Origin of the sequence: Streptomyces sp. NPDC091287, assembly GCF_044768525.1 — a bacterium.
Lineage (GTDB): Bacteria > Actinomycetota > Actinomycetes > Streptomycetales > Streptomycetaceae > Streptomyces.
Genome location: NZ_JBIVUV010000029.1, coordinates 35,889 through 53,409, shown reverse-complemented (window position 1 = coordinate 53,409; position 17,521 = coordinate 35,889). Strand labels below are relative to the sequence as shown.

The window sequence follows — 17,521 nt, the reverse complement described above, 5'->3', positions numbered from 1 at the left end:
CGCTCAGCGCTTCCCGGGGGTGCGGCCGTGCGACCGGGGACGGCCGATCGCCGTGCCCGCGGTCTCGGCGTCGTCGTACTGGTCCTCGGGGCCGTCGTCGTCGGGGGACTCGCCCTTGGCGGCCGCGGCGGCCCGCTTGGCGAGGATCCGCTTCTTCAGCGCCTTCATCTGCGGCTCGCGCTCCTTGAGGTCGGCGACGAGCGGCGTGGCGATGAAGATCGAGGAGTAGGCACCGGCGGCCAGACCGACGAACAGCGACAGCGAGATGTCGTTCAGCATGCCCGCGCCGAGGACGCCGCCGCCGATGAACAGCAGACCGGCGACCGGCAGGAGCGCCACCACGGTGGTGTTGATCGAGCGGACCAGAGTGCTGTTGATCGACCGGTTGGCGATCTCGCTGTACGTGAAGCGGGTCTGCTTGGTGATGTCCTTCTGGCCCTCCTTGAGGCTGTCGAAGACCACCACCGTGTCGTACAGGGAGTAACCGAGAATGGTCAGCAGACCGATCACCGTGCCCGGTGTGACCTCGAAGCCGACCAGGGCGTAGACGCCGACCGTGATGGTGATGTCGTGGATCAGCGCGATGAGGGCGGCGACGGCCATCCGCCACTCGAAGGCGATGGCCAGATAGATCACCACCAGGATCATGAAGACCCCGAGACCGGTCCACGCCTTGTTCGCGATCTGCTCGCCCCAGCTGGGGCCGACCAGGTCCGCGTTGATGTCGTTGGCGGGGATGCCGAGCTCGTCGGAGAGCGTCTCCTTGATCTCGTTGGCCTTGGCGGTGTCGACCTCGGTGATCTGGATGCGCAGACCGCCGTTGCCGAGCTCCTGCACGATCGCCAGGTGGCCGGAGGCCTCGGTCGCCACGTCCGTGGCCTGGGCGGTGGAGATCTGGGCCTTGGTGTCGGTCGTGAAGACCGCGCCGCCCTTGAACTCGATGCCCATGCGGAGGCCGCCGACCGCCACGCCGATGATGGCCGTGATGGTGATCAGGATCGAGATGCCGTACCAGATCTTGCGGTTGCGGATGAAGTCGTAGCCGACCTCGCCGCGGTAGAGCCGGGCGCCGAGATTGCCGAGTCGCGACATCTCACGCCTCCTTCGGTTCGGTGGGGGCGTTGACACGGCGCGAGCGGCGCAACGGCGGCTGGGCGCCGAGCCGCTTCGGGTCCAGCCCGGACCACGATCCGCCCTTGGAGAAGAACTTCGTCCGGCCCATGAGCGTCATCAGGGGCTTGGTGAAGAGGAACACTACGACGACGTCGAGCAGGGTGGTGAGGCCGAGCGTGAAGGCGAAGCCCTGCACCTTGCCGACGGTGACGATGAAGAGGACGATCGCGGACAGGAACGACACGAAGTCGGAGACCAGGATGGTGCGCCGGGCACGTGGCCAGGCGCGCTCGATGGCCGGGCGCAGCGTGCGTCCCTCGCGGATCTCGTCTCTCACGCGTTCGAAGTACACGATGAACGAGTCCGCTGTGATACCGATCGCGACGATGGCACCGCAGACCGCCGGGAGGTTCAGCGCGAAGCCGATGGCTGGGCCCAGTAGGGACATGATCGTGTACGTCAGGATGCCCGAGACCAAGAGGCTCAGCAGCGCGATGAACGCCAACCCCCGGTAGTAGGCGACCAGATAGATCACGACCAGCGCCAGACCGATCGCACCGGCGATCAGACCCGCCTTGAGCTGCTCGTCGCCGAGGGCGGCGGTCACCGTGGTGACGCTCACCTCCTCGAAGGTCAGCGGAAGCGCACCGTACGACAGGATGTTGCCGAGGTCCTCGGCGGACTGCTGGTCGAAGCTGCCGGAGATCTGGGCGTTCTTGCTGAGCGCCGTGCGCACCGAGGGCGCGGAGACGACCTCGCCGTCGAGGACGATCGCGAACTGGTTCATCGGCGGCTGCTGCTGCGAGAGCCGACCGGTGATCGTCTGGAACTTCTTGGCGCCGGCGGAGGTGAACTCCATCGACACGATCCACTCGCCGGTCTGCTGCTCGATGGCGCCCTTGGCGTCGTCGACGTCGCTGCCGGAGACCTCGGCCGGGCCGAGGACGTACTTCTCGTAGCTGCCCGGGACGTTCGAACCGCAGGCGACGATCGAGTCGGTGGGCTTGGCGTCCTTGCCGGCCTCGGTGCGCTGCTTGGGGTCCGTGCAGTCGAGCTTGGCGAACTCCTCCTGGAGCTTGGCCGTCGCCGGGTCCGCAGGGGGCGTCGCCTCGGGGGAATCGGACGGCTTCGGCTTGTCGGAGGCGCCGGGGGTCGGGTCGTCCTTCGTCAGGGCCCCGGTGACCGCGCGGCCCTGGGTGGTGGCGCTCGCCGAGGGGGTGGCCTCCGAATCAGTGGCCTCCTCGCCCTCGTCCTTGGGCTTGTCCTCACCTTCGGCGGACTCGCCGGGCTTCGGGGTTGCGCTGCCCGAGGGAGTCCCGGAGCCGGAGGGTGTGGGCTGCTCGGGGCCGCTCGCCTGAACCGTCAGAACAGGCCGGAAGTAGAGCTGGGCGGTGGTGCCGACCTGCTCCTGGGCCTGCTTGGAGTTCGTCCCCTTGGGGATGTTGACGATGATGTTCTTCGAGCCCTGGGTCTGGACCTCGGCCTCGGAGACGCCCAGACCGTTGACACGCCGCTCGATGATCCCGACCGCGGTGTTCATGTTGGTCTGGTTGATCGCGTTCGGCTTGCCGGGCTGGTTCTGTGCCTCCAGCGTGATCGACGTCCCGCCGGCCAGGTCGATGCCCAGCCGCGGCGTCGTGTGCCCGGACAGGAACATCCCGCCGGTGAGCGCGACCATGGCGATGAGGATCAGAGCCAGGGCACGCCCCGGCCTGCCCTGACCGCCGGACGGCCCTCGGCCCTTCTTGGGTGCTGCCACCTTCTCGTTTCTCCCTGTCCAACCGCCCCGCGCCGGGTACGCGCCCGAGCGGCCACGAAGTGTAGTGGGGACCCTGCCCCCGCAGACGACCGCACGGTCCCGGGGACGCCGCGCGCCGGTGGGCGCGCGACGTCCCCGGGCTCGTGAGAACTACTTGGAGTCGGCGTCGCCGTCGGTCTTGCTCTCGTCCTTGGCGTCCTTGACGTCCTTGACTTCCTTGACCGCCGCGTCCTCGGGCTCGGCGTCGTCGGCCGCGTCGTCCTTGGCCAGGTCGATCTTGGCGACCTCGGCGGAGTCGGACTCTCCGGTCAGCGAGGAGGCGTCGTCGGGAACGACGGTGCCGTCCGCGTCCAGCTCCTGGTCGTCACCGTGCACGATGCGGTTGTACTCCGCGTCGTCCAGGACGGCGCCGATGGAGTTCTTCGCGTAGATGGCGTGCACGCCGGGAGCGACCTCAAGGAGAACGGTGTCGTCGTGGACTTCCTTGACGGTGGCGTACATGCCCCCGATCGTCCGGACGCCGGTGCCGGGCTGCATGTCGTTGCGCATCTGCGCGGCCGCCGCCTGCTTCTTCTTGGCGGAGCGGGTCATCAGGAACATGGCCCCGATGAGCACGATGAAGGGGAGGAGAGTCAAGATATCCACGGGACGGGAATTCCTTCGCACGACCGCGCTGGAATGCGGCCTGTATATACGGGGGTGGGTACACCGACCGGTAAGGGCGGCATCGGCGGAGTCTAAGCGAGTCCGCATCGATGGAACAACGCCCAGCATGGCACCGGGGTTCCTGTGCACGCGAACCTGTGACGCATCACGCCCCGAACAGGCCCTGTTGTCCCTTTGCTCCGTGCTGCGGCGGCACCAGTCCCAGATGCCCCCAGGCCGCCGGGGTGGCGACGCGGCCGCGCGGGGTCCTGGCCAGCAGTCCTTCCCTTACGAGGAAGGGCTCGGCGACCTCCTCGACGGTCTCCCGCTCCTCCCCCACCGCGACCGCCAGCGTGGACAGCCCCACCGGGCCGCCGCCGAAGAGCTTCAGCAGGGCGCCGAGGACGGCGCGGTCCAGCCGATCGAGTCCGCGGGCGTCAACCTCGTACACCTTGAGGGCGGCCTTCGCGATCTCCCGGTCGATCGTGCCCTCCGCCTTGACCTGGGCGTAGTCGCGGACGCGGCGCAGCAGGCGGTTGGCGATACGGGGGGTGCCGCGGGAGCGTCCGGCGATCTCGGCGGCGCCCTCCACGTCGATGCCGACGTCGAGGAGGCGGGCGGAGCGGTGGATGACGCGCTCCAGCTCGGCGGGGGCGTAGAACTCCATGTGCCCGGTGAAGCCGAAGCGGTCGCGCAGCGGGGGCGGGAGCAGCCCGGCCCGGGTGGTGGCCCCGACCAGGGTGAAAGGGGGCAGTTCGAGCGGGATGGCGGTGGCGCCGGGGCCCTTGCCGACGATGACGTCGACCCGGAAGTCCTCCATCGCCATGTAGAGCATCTCCTCGGCGGGCCGGGACATGCGGTGGATCTCGTCGAGGAAGAGGACCTCGCCCTCCTGGAGGGACGAAAGGATCGCCGCGAGGTCGCCGGCGTGCTGGATGGCGGGGCCCGAGGTGATCCTGATCGGGGCGTTCATCTCCGCCGCGATGATCATCGAAAGAGTGGTCTTGCCGAGGCCGGGAGCGCCGGAGAGCAGTACGTGGTCGGCGGTGGCGCCGCGGGCGCGGGCGGCCTTGAGAACCAGGTCGAGCTGTTCGCGGACCCTTTCCTGGCCGACGAACTCCTCCAGGTCTTTGGGGCGCAGCGCCGCCTCGACCGCGGTGTCCTCGCCGTCGAGATGGCCGGCGTCGACCAGCCGGTCGTCGAAGACCGGGCCGGTCGGCTCGTCGGTCTCGGGTCCGGTCTCGTCCCAGTTCATCAAGGGCCTCTTCGGTGGTTCGGTGCCGGTCAGCGTGCGCGGTTGAGAGTCTGCAGGGCGGCCCGCAGCAGCTGCGGCACGGGGGGTGCCGTGCCCTCGGCGACGGCGGCCTCCGCCTGCGGGGCGACGGCGTTGACGGCCTCGTCGGCCTCGCGGCCGGCGTAGCCGAGGCCGATGAGGGCGGCCTGGAGCTGGTCGCGCCAGCCGGAGGCGTGGGGGGTGCCGATGCCCTGCTGGCCGATGTGCGCGCCGACCGGTTCGCCGAGCCGGTCCTTGAGCTCCAGGAGCAGCTTCTGCGCGCCCTTCTTTCCGATGCCGGAGACAGCGGTCAGCGCCTTCTCGTCGCCGGTGGAGACCGCGAGGCGCAGGGCGTCGGGGCTGTGGGTGGCGAGCATGGCCTGGGCGAGGCGGGGGCCGACGCCGCTGGCGGTCTGGAGGAGCTCGAACACCTGCCGCTCGTCGTCGTCCCGGAAGCCGTACAGGGTGAGGGAGTCCTCGCGGACGACCAGCGAGGTGGCGAGCCGGGCCTCCTTGCCGACGCGCAGGTCGGCGAGGGTGTGCGGGGTGCACTGGACCGCCATGCCGATGCCGCCGACCTCGATGACGGCGGTGGTCGGGGCGAGGGCGGCCACCGGGCCGGAGACGAAAGCGATCATGCGGTGCGGCCTTTCAGCGTGCGGGACGTGCCGGGGGCCCCGGGCGGGCCGGGCGGGCGAGAAACCCCGGGCGTACGGGAGGCGCCGAGGGCGCCGGCCGCCCCGGGTGTGCGGGACGCGCCGGACGTGCGGTGGGCGGCGACGGCCTGCTGGAGCCGGTTCTGCGCGGGGGCGCGCCAGATGTGGCAGATGGCCAGGGCCAGGGCGTCGGCGGCGTCGGCGGGCTTGGGCGGTGCGTCCAGCCTCAGCAGCCGGGTCACCATCGCGCCGACCTGGTCCTTGTCGGCGCGGCCGGATCCGGTGACCGCCGCCTTGACCTCGCTGGGGGTGTGCAGGGCGACGGGGATGCCGCGGCGGGCGGCGCAGAGCATGGCGACCGCGCTGGCCTGGGCGGTGCCCATCACGGTGCGGACGTTGTGCTGGGCGAAGACGCGCTCGACCGCGACGAAGCCCGGGGAGTGTTCGTCGAGCCACTGCTCGATGCCGCGCTCGACGGCGACGAGCCGGTCGCCGAGCTCGGCGTCGGAGGAGGTGCGCACGACGCCGACGCCGATCATGGTCAGGGGTCTTCCCGCGACTCCTTCGACCACGCCGACGCCGCACCGGGTCAGCCCCGGGTCAATGCCCAGAACGCGCATGGAGCCCCCTGTCCTCAGCCCGTCGCCGGCGCGCGCCGCGCCCGCTCGATCATCTGTTCCCGCAGGCTATCGGCTCGCACTGACAATCCGTCGCAACCACAGGACGACGGGCCGACGGGGAGTGCCCCGTCGGCCCGTCGTGTGAGACCTGTCGGCCGTGCCGTCAGGCGTCGACCTTCTCCATGACCTCGTCGGACACGTCGAAGTTGGCGAAGACGTTCTGCACGTCGTCGCTGTCCTCCAGGGCGTCGATGAGCTTGAAGATCTTGCGGGCGCCCTCTTCCTCCAGCTCGACCTGCATGGTCGGGAGGAAGTTGGCCTCGGCGGAGTCGTAGTCGATGCCCGCCTCCTGGAGCGCGGTGCGCACCGCGACCATGTCGGTGGCCTCGCTGACCACCTCGAACGTCTCGCCGAGGTCGTTGACCTCCTCGGCGCCCGCGTCGAGGACCGCACCGAGGACGTCGTCCTCGGTCAGCTCGCCCTTGGGCACGATCACGACGCCCTTGCGGTTGAACAGGTACGAGACGGAGCCCGGGTCGGCCATGGAGCCGCCGTTCCGGGTCATCGCGACACGTACGTCGGACGCGGCACGGTTGCGGTTGTCGGTGAGGCACTCGATGAGCACCGCGACACCGTTGGGGCCGTAGCCTTCGTACATGATCGTCTCGTAGTCGGCGCCGCCCGCTTCGAGACCGCCACCGCGCTTGACCGCGGAGTCGATGTTCTTGTTCGGGACGGAGCTCTTCTTCGCCTTCTGGATGGCGTCGACGAGCGTGGGGTTGCCGTCGGGGTCCACGCCGCCGGAGCGCGCCGCGACCTCGATGTTCTTGATCAGCTTCGCGAAGAGCTTGCCGCGCTTGGCGTCAATCACGGCCTTCTTGTGCTTCGTCGTAGCCCATTTAGAGTGGCCGGACATCTGCCTTCTCCTTCGCGTCACCAAAATCGAGTCGAACCCGAGAGATCCTACCGGGGTCCGCTCAGTTCACTGCGCGCACCATGTCCACGAACAGAGCGTGTACGCGGTGGTCGCCGGTCAGTTCGGGATGGAACGAGGTGGCGAGGGCGTTTTTCTGCCGGACGGCCACGATATGCCCGCCGTGTTCGGCGATGACCTCGGTCTCGGCCCCGACGGACTCGACCCACGGAGCGCGGATGAACACACCGTCCACCGGGCCGCCTTCGACGCCGCCGACCTCCACCGCGGCCTCGAACGACTCGTTCTGGCGGCCGAAGGCGTTGCGCCGCACGATCATGTCGATGCCGCCGACGGTCTCCTGACCCGACCGGGGGTCGAGGATCTTCTCGGCCAGCAGGATCATTCCGGCGCAGGTGCCGTAGACCGGCATACCGGCCCGGACCCGCTCGCGGAGCGGCTCCATCATGCCGAAGAGCACGGCCAGTTTGGACATGGTGGTGGACTCGCCGCCCGGTATGACCAGGCCGTCGACCTCGGCGAGCTCCTCGGGGCGCCGGACCGGCCTGGCCAGGGCGTCCGCCGAGGCCAGGGCGATCAGATGCTCCCGTACGTCGCCCTGGAGAGCCAGGACGCCGATCAGGGGGGTGTCGCTCATCAGTGGTTACCAGCCGCGGTTGGCGTAGCGCTCGGACTCGGGCAGGGTGTCGCAGTTGATGCCGACCATGGCCTCGCCCAGGTTGCGGGAGGCGTCCGCGATGACCTTCGGGTCGTCGTAGAAGGTGGTGGCCTTCACGATGGCGGCGGCGCGCTTGGCCGGGTCGCCGGACTTGAAGATGCCGGAGCCGACGAAGACGCCCTCGGCGCCGAGCTGGCGCATCAGCGCGGCGTCGGCCGGGGTGGCGACGCCACCGGCGGAGAACAGCACGACGGGCAGCTTGCCGAGCTCCGCGACCTCCTTGACCAGCTCGTAGGGGGCGCGGAGGTCCTTGGCGGCGGCGTACAGCTCGTTGTTGTCGAAGCCGCGCAGCCGGGCGATCTCGTTCTTGATCTGGCGCAGGTGGCGGACGGCCTCGACGACGTTGCCGGTGCCGGCCTCGCCCTTCGAGCGGATCATGGCCGCGCCCTCGGCGATGCGGCGCAGGGCCTCGCCCAGGTTGGTGGCGCCGCAGACGAAGGGGGTGGTGAAGGCGAACTTGTCGCTGTGGTTGACCTCGTCGGCCGGGGTGAGGACCTCGGACTCGTCGATGTAGTCGACGCCGAGGGACTGGAGCACCTGGGCCTCGACGAAGTGGCCGATGCGGGACTTGGCCATGACGGGGATGGAGACGGCCCCGATGATCTCCTCGATCATGTTGGGGTCGGACATCCGGGCCACGCCGCCGTCCTTGCGGATGTCGGCCGGGACCCGCTCCAGGGCCATGACGGCGACGGCGCCCGCGTCCTCGGCGATCTTCGCCTGTTCGGCGTCGACGACGTCCATGATCACGCCGCCCTTGAGCTGCTCGGCCATGCCGCGCTTGACGCGGGCGGTGCCGGTGGCGGGGTACTCGGCGGACTGCGGGGTGCTGGGAAGCGTGGACACGGGACCTCACTCGGTGAAAAGACGCTGGATACTGCAACGCCGAGCAAACGCCCCGGGACCAGTCCACAGCAAGGGCCAATGGACAGGCCGTGGATCGTTTTGGCCCTGATCGATCCCCGGATCGATCCCCGGATCGATCGCTGAGCCGGTCCCCGACAGCCTCTCAGGTGCCGGGCCGGTCCGCGAGGGCCACCGGCGGGGCGTCGTCCATCTCGAAGGCGAGCGGGAACGGCGCGTGCCCGGCCAGCCGGAAGAGCCGGACGGTACGGTGGCGGCGCAGCGCGCGGGCGGCGCGTACCGAGTCGTTGTGGAAGCGCCGGGCCATGGGGACGCGGCGTACGGCGGCGGCCAGTTCGGTGGCCGCCTCCTCGCCGCCGGGGATCTCCTTCACCGCGTCGACCTGCGCCGGTTCGCCGAATACGGCGCGCAGGGCGGTGCTCAGTTCGCTCTCGGCGACCTCGCGGTGGTCCTCCTCGGCCTGCCGGGCGGCGTGCGCGGCCTCGTACAGGACGATCGAGGCGGCCGGGTCCAGGACGCCGGAGGTGGCCAGCTCCTGGGTGACCGAGGCGCGGCGCAGCAGTTGGGCGTCGAGGGCGGCGCGGGCGGCGTCGATCCGGGAGTGCAGGCGGTCGAGCCGGCCGGCGGTCCAGCTGAGGTACACGCCGACCGCGATGAGGGCGACGACGATCCAGACGATGAGGGTTACGGTCACGGGCCCACACGCTACCGTCGCCGGGGGCCCCCGCTTCAACAGGAGCCCCCGGGGGCTCAGTCCCGGGCCAGCCCGAACCGGGCCCGCAGCCCGGAGCGTTCGTCCGCCGCGACCGAGGCGGCCCCGTCGGTCACCGTCTCGTACACCGCGAGGATGTCGGCCCCCACCGTCGCCCAGTCGAAGCGCCGCACGTGGGCCTCGCCGCGCCCGCGCAGTCCGGCCCGGCGCTCGGGGTCGCCCAGCAGCCGGATCGCGGCGGTGGCCAGCGCGTCGGCGTCCTCGTTGGCGAACAGGTCGCCCGCCGCGCCCTGGTCCAGCACCTGTGCGAAGGCGTCCAGGTCGCTCGCCAGCACCGGCGCACCGGCCGACAGCGCCTCGACCAGGATGATGCCGAAGCTCTCGCCGCCGGTGTTGGGGGCCACGTACACGTCGACGCTGCGCAGCAGCCGGGCCTTGTCCTCGTCGCTGACCATGCCGAGGAACTCGACGCGCTCGCGCAGTTCCTTCGGCAGGGTCTCCACCGCCTCCTCCTCGTCGCCGCGCCCGGCGACCAGCAGCCGGGCTTCGGGGTGGGCGGCGAGGATCGCGGGCAACGCCTTCATCAGGACGGGCAGGCCCTTGCGGGGTTCGTCGATGCGGCCGATGAAGCCGAGGGTCCGGCCCTGCCATTCGGCCTTCGGCTCGGCCTTGGCGAAGAAGCCGACGTCGACGCCGTTGGGGATGACGACCGCGTCCCCGCCGAGGTGCTCGACCAGGGTGCGCCGGGCGTACTCGCTGACGGCGATCCGGGCACTGATCTTCTCCAGCGCGGGCTGGAGGATCGGGTACGCGGCGATCATCGCCCGGGAGCGCGGGTTGGACGTGTGGAAGGTGGCCACGATCGGCCCCTGCGCCGCCCAGCAGGCCAGCAGGCCCAGTGACGGGGAGGTCGGCTCGTGGATGTGGATGACGTCGAACGTGCCGTCGTGGAGCCAGCGCCGCACCCGGGCCGCCGACAGGAAGCCGAAGTTCAGCCGGGCGACGGAGCCGTTGTACGGGACGGGGACGGCCCGGCCCGCCGAGACGACGTAAGGAGGCAGTGGCGTCTCGTCGTCGGCGGGGGCCAGGACGGAGACCTCGTGGCCGAGCCGGATCAGGTGTTCGGCCAGGTCCCGGATGTGGAACTGCACGCCGCCCGGTACGTCCCAGGAGTACGGGCAGACGATGCCGATCTTCACGTGGGTTCCCCCCGGGGGTCCAGGTCGTCCAGCCAGAGCCGCTGGAGCATGTGCCAGTCCTCCGGGTGCTCGGCGATGCCGCCGGCGAAGGCGTCGGCCAGCGCCTGGGTCATGGCGGTGGTCTTCTCGACGCGGGTACCCTCCCGCGGCACGTCGACCGCCGGATGGATGCGCCCACGCATCACCGGCCCGTCGTACCAGAGGGTCACCGGCAGCAGCTTCGCGCCCGTCTGCTGGGCGAGCAGCGCCGGGCCGGCGGGCATCCGGGCGGTTGCGCCGAAGAACGACACCTCGACGCCGGACGCGGACAGGTCCCGGTCAGCGACCAGGCAGATCAGGCCGCCCGCGCGCAGCCGCCGGGCCAGGGTGCCGAAGGCGGAGCCGCCGCTGTGCGGGAGGACCTCCATGCCCAGGCCCTCGCGGTAGGCCACGAACCGGTCGTAGAGCGTCGCGGGCTCCAGCCGTTCGGCGACGGTGGTGAAGGGGACCTTCAGGTCGGTGGTGACCCAGGCTCCCGCGAGGTCCCAGTTTCCCAGGTGCGGGAGGGCGACGATCACGCCCTTCCCGGCGTCCAGGCCCGCGGTCAGGTGGTGGACGTCGGCGATGTCGATGCGGTCCTTGATGCGCTCCGGGCTCCAGGCCGGCAGTCGGAACGACTCCATCCAGTAGCGCATGTAGGAGCGCATCCCGGCCCGCGACAGCTCCGCCAGCCGTTCCGGACCCGCGTCTGGGACGACCCGGGCCAGGTTCGACTCCAGGCGCAGCACGCTCTTGCCGCGCCGCTTCCACACCTGGTCGGCGATGGTGCGGAAGAGCCGGGCGGCGGCGGGCTCGGGCAGCTTCTTGACGGCGCCCCAGCCCAGTCCGTAGAGCCCGTCGGTGAGCCGCCCCTTCAGGTCGGACGCGCCGGCGCTCACCGGTCGCCCTCGCTCCCCTGGCCGACCTGACCGACCTGACCGGCGGAACCGGCGGCGGACGGGTCCACGGCGGCCGGTTCCGCGGCGTCCGCCTCGGCGGATTCGCGGCGTACGGTCACCACGCGCTGGATCAGTGTCACGAGGCTGCCCACGGCGACGATCCAGAGCGCGATCGGCAGCAGGATGTCGATACCGGGGACGCCGAACGTGTGCAGTCCGGCGAGGCCGGCGGCGACCAGCGAGATCACCAGGCGCTCGGCGCGCTCCACGAGGCCGTTGACCGCGACCGGCAGGCCGATCGACTCGCCGCGCGCCTTGGTGTACGAGACCACCTGGCCGCTGGCCAGGCAGAAGATCGCGACGGCGCACAGGATGTTGTCGTCGCCGCTGCCCGCGTACCAGAGGGCGAATCCGGCGAAGATCGCCCCGTCGGCGACCCGGTCCAGCGTCGAGTCGAGGAACGCACCCCACCGGCTGGAGATCCCGGCCTGCCGCGCCATGTTGCCGTCGACGAGGTCGGAGAAGACGAAGATCGTGATGACGATCGTGCCCCAGAAGAACTCCCCCATGGGGAAAAAGACCAGCGCACCTGCCATCACTCCGGCCGTGCCGACGAGAGTGACCGCGTCGGGGCTGACCCCGAGGCGGAGCAGCAGAGCGGCGAACGGTGTGAGGACACGCGTGAAGAATGCACGCGCGTACTTGTTCAGCATGGCCTTCCCGAGGGTTCGGTTCGCCGAGCGGCCCCTTCGGCCACCGGCTGGCCCATCGTAGTCACCGCCGGTGCCTTCCACCGGACGGGCACCCGCCGCCGGGTGTCACACGGGCCCCCCGCCACGGGCCGGGCGTGCGCGCATCGCTGTGGCCCGTGCCGGTGCGCGACTTCCGGACCGTGCCGGTGCGCGCCGTACGAACCGCCCCGTGCCCGACGTACGAACCGCCCCGTGCCCGACGTACGAACCGCCCCGTGCCCGACGTACGAACCGCCCCGTGCGCGACGTATGGACGGGGCCCCGTCGCGGTGCCAAGCTCGAAGGACCGCGGGCGTCGCCGAAGCCGCCGCGGCGGCCTCCCCGTGCCCGTGACCACCGCTGCTCCGCGCGCGGTCGCCCTCCCCCGCACCGCGCCATCGACCGGGAGGCACGCACCATGGGCGACAAGGCACACGCACACCCCGGGGCCGCCGGAGGAGTACCGACGGCCGGCCACCCCTCCGCCATACGGAACGTGGTGCTGGTCGGCCCCAGCGGAGCGGGCAAGACCACGCTGGTCGAGGCCCTGGCCCTGACGGCGGGAGCCGTGAACCGGGCCGGGCGGGTCGAGGACGGGGCGACCGTCTCCGACTACGACGAGATCGAGCGGCGCCGACGGCGTTCCGTACAGCTCTCGCTGGTCCCGGTGGCCTGGGACGGCTGCAAGATCAATCTGCTGGACGCCCCCGGCTACGCCGACTTCGTCGGGGAGCTGCGGGCCGGTCTGCGCGCGGCGGACGCGGCCCTCTTCGTCGTCTCCGCGGCCCAGGACGCGGCGACCGTGGCCGCGACCACCCGAGCAGCCTGGGAGGAGTGCGCGCTCGTCGGCATGCCACGCGCGATCGTCGTGACGCACCTGGACACCGCCCGCACCTCCTACCGGGAGATGAACCGGATCTGCGCCGAGGCCTTCGGGGGCGAGGACCCCGACGCCGTACTCCCCCTGTACCTGCCCGTGCTGGGGCCCGAGGGCGCCGACGGGCACGCCCCGCTGACCGGGCTCACCGGGCTGCTCAGCCGGCGGATCCTCGACTACTCCTCGGGGGAACGCGCCGAGCGGCCCCCGGCGCCCGACCAGGAGGAACCGCTGCGGGCGGCCCGGGACCGGCTGATCGAGGGGATCATCGCCGAGAGCGAGGACGAGTCCCTGATGGACCGCTATCTCGCCGGCGAGGACCTCGACGTCGCGACACTGATCGCCGACCTCGAACGGGCCGTCGCCCGGGGCTCCTTCCACCCCGTCCTCACCGCGGCGCCCGCCGCCGAGGGCGCCCGGCAGGGCATCGGCACGGTGGAACTGCTGGACCTGATCACCCGCGGCTTCCCGACCCCGCTGGAGCGCACCCCGCCCGCCGTCACCACCCCGTCGGGCACACCGCGGCCCGCGCCGGTCTGCGATCCCGGAGGCCCGCTGGTCGCCGAGGTCGTCAAGACGGCATCCGACCCGTACGTGGGCCGGGTCTCGCTGGTCCGCGTCTTCTCCGGGACCCTGCGCCCCGACGACTCCGTCCACCTCTGCGGCCACGGCCTTGACGCCACGGGACACGCGCCCCGCCCCTGTCACGAGGCGGAGATCCGCGTCGGGGCGCTCACCTCACCGTTCGGCCGCCGGCAGCACGCCCTGGACCGGTGCGTCGCGGGCGATCTGGCGTGCGTGGCCCGGCTCGGCGAGGCGGAGACCGGCGACACGCTCTCCCCGGCCGACGACCCCGTCCTGATCGAACCCTGGTCGACGCCCGACCCGCTGCTCCCGCTGGCCGTACGGGCACACGGCAAGGCGGACGAGGACAAGCTGTCGCAGGGCCTGGCCCGGCTGGTCGCCGAGGACCCCACGCTGCGCCTCGAACAGAACCCGGACACCGGTCAGGTCGTCCTGTGGTGCCTGGGCGAGGCCCACCAGGAGGTGGCCCTGGAGCGGCTGCGCAGCCGCTACGGCGTCCAGGTCGACGCGGAACCGCACCGGGTGCCGCTGCGCGAGACGTTCGCCGGGCGGGCCGCCGGGCGCGGACGGCACGTCAAACAGTCGGGCGGGCACGGCCAGTTCGCGATCTGTGAGATCGAGGTGGAGCCGCTGCCGCCGGGCTCGGGCGTCGAGTTCGTCGACAAGGTCGTCGGCGGTTCGGTGCCGCGCCAGTTCATTCCCTCGGTGGAGAAGGGCGTGCGGGCCCAGGCCGCCCGGGGGCTGGCCGCCGGGCACCCCCTGGTCGACGTGCGCGTCACGCTGCTGGACGGCAAAGCGCACTCGGTGGACTCCTCGGACGCCGCCTTCCAGACCGCCGGGGCGCTCGCGCTGCGCGAGGCCGCGTCCGACGCCCGCATCCAGCTCCTGGAACCGGTGTGCGAGGTGAGCGTCCTGGTCCCCGACGACTACGTGGGCCCGGTGATGAGCGACCTCTCGGGGCGGCGGGGCCGTGTCGTGGGCACCGAGCAGAGTCCGGGCGGGCGCACCGTCGTACGGGCCGAGGTGCCGGAGATCGAGGTCGGCCGGTACGCGGTGGACCTGCGCTCCCTGTCGCACGGCACCGGCCGCTTCGACCGCGCGTACGCCCGGCACGAGGCGATGCCGCCGCAGGTGGCCGACCGGGTCCGCGCGGAGCGGGCGGACGGGTCACCCGGCGCGTGACCGGCGCACTGTCGCACACACCGTCCGATGCGCGCCGGTGACCGGTGGTGGTGTGATCCGGACGATACGCTGTGGTCGCAGCTCAGAAGGTATGCCGCGTACGGTAGTTGGGCACACCGCAGGAGCAGACGTGCGGCGAGTGGGGGCGACAGGTGGCCAACGACGGATTCGACTTCTCACCCGGGGCCCAGATCCCGATCCAGGGCTCGGGCGGCCAGACCGTGGCGACCAATGCCCTGGCCTCGGCGGCGTATCGGGACAGTCCGGTGGAGACGATCCTCGACGCCAACAGCGAGTGGCACAAATCGGTGGTGAAGCCGGGCTCCTCGAAACTCTTCAAGTCCGACTACTTCAAGCCGAATCTCGGCGAGGCGTTCGCCCGTGCCGTCCAGGAGCGGATGCTCGGCGGCGCCCGCAAGGCGCTCATCCAGTCCTTCGGCACGGACCCGCAGACCGTGGTGGAGCACTGCCTGTCGGCGAACAACCTGCGCAAGGCCCGTGACACCCGGCTCACCCTGGTGACCGTGGTGTTCGGCGTCCTGTTCCTGCCCGGCATGCTGGCCTGGGTGATCGCCTTCCGGGTCCGGGACGCGCTCAACAAGTCCAAGGACACGGCGTTCCGCGCGGTCGGCACGGTCCTCCTGGCCGCCTTCGGGATCGGCGCGCTGGTCCTGATGGTCAAGCTCCCCCTGGACGGGCTGCTCGCGCTCTACGTCCGGGGCGCGCTCATCGCCCCGGTGATCGGCTGGCTGATCGCCAAGCGGATCGCGGAGACCTCGGCCAAGGACATGCGGGCCCGCTGGGAAGGCCTGCTCTCCGGCACCGGGGTGATCGCGAAGATCCCCGAGGCGGTGCCGAAGAACCCCAACGAGACCGCCCGCGAGGCCCTCCGCCAGGGCCTGGAGAAGCTGTCGGCCGAGCAGCAGTCCAACGCCGTCTTCTACGCCGGTCCCAAGGGCGTCCTCGGGATGGGCACCCGCTGGGGCAGCTGGCAGCTGGCCGAGGAGCTGCTCCCCAAGGACCCGACGAAGGAGATCCACCAGTTCCGCAGCTGGGACCTGATCCGGATCATCCACGACCAGCTGAAGATGCTGGAGCGCGGACCGCTGAACACCGGCGGCTTCCCGAAACCGGCCGTGAAGCACTGGGTCGTCTCGCCCATCGGGGAGAACGCCGACTCCGTCACGCGCCCCGAGGGCGAGGACGTCGCCACCTTCCAGGTGAAGCCCCACGAGATACAGCGGATCTGCAATCACCAGCAGTTCGGCAGCGGCGACCGGCATTACCTGGGCGTCCAGTTCACCCTGTGGGACGGCCAGCTGGTGATCACCATGATGATCACCGTCACCGTGCTCCACGAGACCCTGCGCATCGAGGTCACGGGCCACGCGCTGGGGCCGGTGCACGGCCTGTTCCTCTCCAAGCCGGCGGCTAAGACGAAGACCGTCAACAAGACCGTCCGCTTCTGGGAGACCCGGGACGTGCAGCTGGCGCTGGTGGACGCCAAGGAGGTCGTCCGGCTCGCCCTGCGGGCCCCCCTCACGTGGTATCCGCCGCTGCTGGACTACCTGGGCGGGAAAATAGTACTGCCCGAGCCGTTCGGGCTGCGGCACGCGTGGGCGGCCAAGCCGTGGAACCACCGCTTCATGGCGGACGACGCGATGCGCGCCGCCACCCCGGTGCTGCGGGCCGTGCACACGGCGGCGATGCGCGTCCTCGCGGAGAACGGCGTCGACACGGAGCGCTTCGACAACCGCTCGATGATACTGAGCGGCCTCGTCCAGGACCCGGCCCCGCGCAAGGCCGACGTCTACGACGCGTAGGAACACGTACGCGAGAGGGGGAGGCCCGGCCGGGCCTCCCCCTCTCGCGTCCCGCGCTCAGCGGGCCGGCAGCCAGGGCCTCTCGTTTGGATCATGCCGGGCTCGCGGGGGTCCGGCACGCGCACCTGACCCGACCTGATCCGAACGAAAGACCCTAGGTCGTGTCCGCAAAGTCTCGTCTGGCCCACGACGCCTGGCACGCACTCTCGCGGCGTTGCCGAAATGCCCGAGTAGCTCCGCTACTAGGACACTCCGGCGCCTTGCGAGAGCACGCACCAGACGCCGCGGGCCCCGCCCAGAGGGCGGACGACGATACTTTGCGGACACTCCCTAGCCCTTCGGCCAGGCGTCGGCCAGCATCGCCCGGGTGTCGCCGAGCAACTGGGGCAGCACCCTGGTGTGGCCGATGACCGGCATGAAGTTGGCGTCCCCGCCCCAGCGCGGCACCAGATGCTGGTGCAGATGAGCGGCGATCCCGGCGCCGGCCACGGAGCCCTGGTTCATGCCGATGTTGAAGCCGTGCGCCCCGGAGGCCGCCCGCAGCGCGACCATCGCCCGCTTGGTGAAGTCCGCCAGCTCCGCCGTCTCCGGGCCGTCCAGTTCGGTGTAGTCGGCCACATGACGGTAGGGGACGACCATGAGGTGACCACCGTTGTACGGGTACAGGTTCAGCACCGCGTAGACGTGCTCGCCGCGCGCCACGAGGAGCCCGTCCTCGTCGGATTTCGCAGGGATCGAACAGAACGGACAACCGTCCTCGGCGCCCGGGCCGCTCGGCTTGTTCTCGCCCTGGATGTACGCCATCCGGTGGGGAGTCCACAGGCGCTGGAATGCGTCGGGCGTCCCCACGCCGATCTGCTGCTCCGGCTCACTCGTCATGCCCATCAGCATATTGCGTCACCCGGGCGGAGCG

16 protein-coding genes are annotated in these 17,521 nt (G+C 71.1%); 2 read left to right on the top strand and 14 right to left on the bottom strand.

Going from position 1 to position 17,521, the window contains the following annotated elements:
• Positions 1-3 precede the first annotated feature (3 nt).
• The 13 genes from secF to pgsA form a co-directional block, all read right to left on the bottom strand.
• Positions 4-1,092, bottom strand: coding sequence for a protein translocase subunit SecF (secF, locus tag ACIQRW_RS35805; protein ID WP_265602734.1), 1,089 nt, complete (start codon positions 1,090-1,092; stop codon positions 4-6).
• Position 1,093: 1 nt separating this feature from the next.
• Positions 1,094-2,872, bottom strand: coding sequence for a protein translocase subunit SecD (secD, locus tag ACIQRW_RS35800; protein WP_403768837.1), 1,779 nt, complete (start codon positions 2,870-2,872; stop codon positions 1,094-1,096).
• 150 nt (positions 2,873-3,022) lie between these two features.
• Positions 3,023-3,517, bottom strand: coding sequence for a preprotein translocase subunit YajC (gene yajC / locus ACIQRW_RS35795; RefSeq protein WP_403768834.1), 495 nt, complete (start codon positions 3,515-3,517; stop codon positions 3,023-3,025).
• 166 nt (positions 3,518-3,683) lie between these two features.
• Positions 3,684-4,772 (bottom strand): Holliday junction branch migration DNA helicase RuvB, encoded by a 1,089-nt coding sequence (gene ruvB, locus ACIQRW_RS35790; protein WP_403768831.1) that lies wholly within the window; start codon positions 4,770-4,772, stop codon positions 3,684-3,686.
• A gap of 29 nt (positions 4,773-4,801) precedes the next feature.
• Positions 4,802-5,428 carry a Holliday junction branch migration protein RuvA gene (ruvA, locus tag ACIQRW_RS35785; protein WP_403768828.1) on the bottom strand — a complete coding sequence of 209 codons (627 nt, stop codon included), beginning with the start codon at positions 5,426-5,428 and terminating at the stop codon, positions 4,802-4,804.
• Positions 5,425-6,066 carry a crossover junction endodeoxyribonuclease RuvC gene (gene ruvC, locus ACIQRW_RS35780; RefSeq protein ID WP_403768825.1) on the bottom strand — a complete coding sequence of 214 codons (642 nt, stop codon included), beginning with the start codon at positions 6,064-6,066 and terminating at the stop codon, positions 5,425-5,427. Before ruvC ends, ruvA begins: the two co-directional genes overlap by 4 nt.
• A gap of 163 nt (positions 6,067-6,229) precedes the next feature.
• On the bottom strand, positions 6,230-6,982 hold the full coding sequence (locus tag ACIQRW_RS35775) for a YebC/PmpR family DNA-binding transcriptional regulator (protein WP_032794021.1): 753 nt from the start codon (positions 6,980-6,982) through the stop codon (positions 6,230-6,232).
• A 61-nt stretch (positions 6,983-7,043) separates the two neighbouring features.
• Entirely contained in the window at positions 7,044-7,637 is a 594-nt protein-coding gene (pdxT, locus tag ACIQRW_RS35770) for a pyridoxal 5'-phosphate synthase glutaminase subunit PdxT (protein WP_381880414.1), read from the bottom strand.
• Between the two features lie 6 nt (positions 7,638-7,643).
• Positions 7,644-8,564, bottom strand: coding sequence for a pyridoxal 5'-phosphate synthase lyase subunit PdxS (gene pdxS / locus ACIQRW_RS35765; protein WP_018960500.1), 921 nt, complete (start codon positions 8,562-8,564; stop codon positions 7,644-7,646).
• Between the two features lie 163 nt (positions 8,565-8,727).
• Positions 8,728-9,276 (bottom strand): hypothetical protein, encoded by a 549-nt coding sequence (locus ACIQRW_RS35760; protein WP_007457915.1) that lies wholly within the window; start codon positions 9,274-9,276, stop codon positions 8,728-8,730.
• 56 nt (positions 9,277-9,332) lie between these two features.
• On the bottom strand, positions 9,333-10,493 hold the full coding sequence (locus ACIQRW_RS35755; protein ID WP_403768822.1) for a glycosyltransferase family 4 protein: 1,161 nt from the start codon (positions 10,491-10,493) through the stop codon (positions 9,333-9,335).
• Positions 10,490-11,410 (bottom strand): phosphatidylinositol mannoside acyltransferase, encoded by a 921-nt coding sequence (locus ACIQRW_RS35750; RefSeq protein ID WP_403768819.1) that lies wholly within the window; start codon positions 11,408-11,410, stop codon positions 10,490-10,492. The genes ACIQRW_RS35755 and ACIQRW_RS35750 overlap by 4 nt, the downstream gene beginning before the upstream one ends.
• Positions 11,407-12,123: a phosphatidylinositol phosphate synthase gene (gene pgsA, locus ACIQRW_RS35745; protein WP_403768816.1), complete on the bottom strand. Its 717-nt coding sequence runs from the start codon at positions 12,121-12,123 to the stop codon at positions 11,407-11,409. The genes ACIQRW_RS35750 and pgsA overlap by 4 nt, the downstream gene beginning before the upstream one ends.
• 436 nt (positions 12,124-12,559) lie before the next feature.
• Between pgsA and ACIQRW_RS35740 the strand changes: the two genes are divergently transcribed.
• A complete protein-coding gene (locus ACIQRW_RS35740) occupies positions 12,560-14,785 on the top strand; it encodes an elongation factor G-like protein EF-G2 (RefSeq protein WP_403768813.1) in 2,226 nt (741 codons plus the stop codon).
• Positions 14,786-14,937: 152 nt separating this feature from the next.
• Positions 14,938-16,608, top strand: a complete 1,671-nt coding sequence (locus tag ACIQRW_RS35735) for a hypothetical protein (RefSeq protein ID WP_403768810.1) — start codon at positions 14,938-14,940, stop codon at positions 16,606-16,608.
• A 330-nt stretch (positions 16,609-16,938) separates the two neighbouring features.
• Here the strand turns inward: ACIQRW_RS35735 and ACIQRW_RS35730 are convergent, their stop codons facing one another.
• Positions 16,939-17,499 carry an HIT family protein gene (locus ACIQRW_RS35730; RefSeq protein WP_403768807.1) on the bottom strand — a complete coding sequence of 187 codons (561 nt, stop codon included), beginning with the start codon at positions 17,497-17,499 and terminating at the stop codon, positions 16,939-16,941.
• Positions 17,500-17,521: the final 22 nt, after the last annotated feature.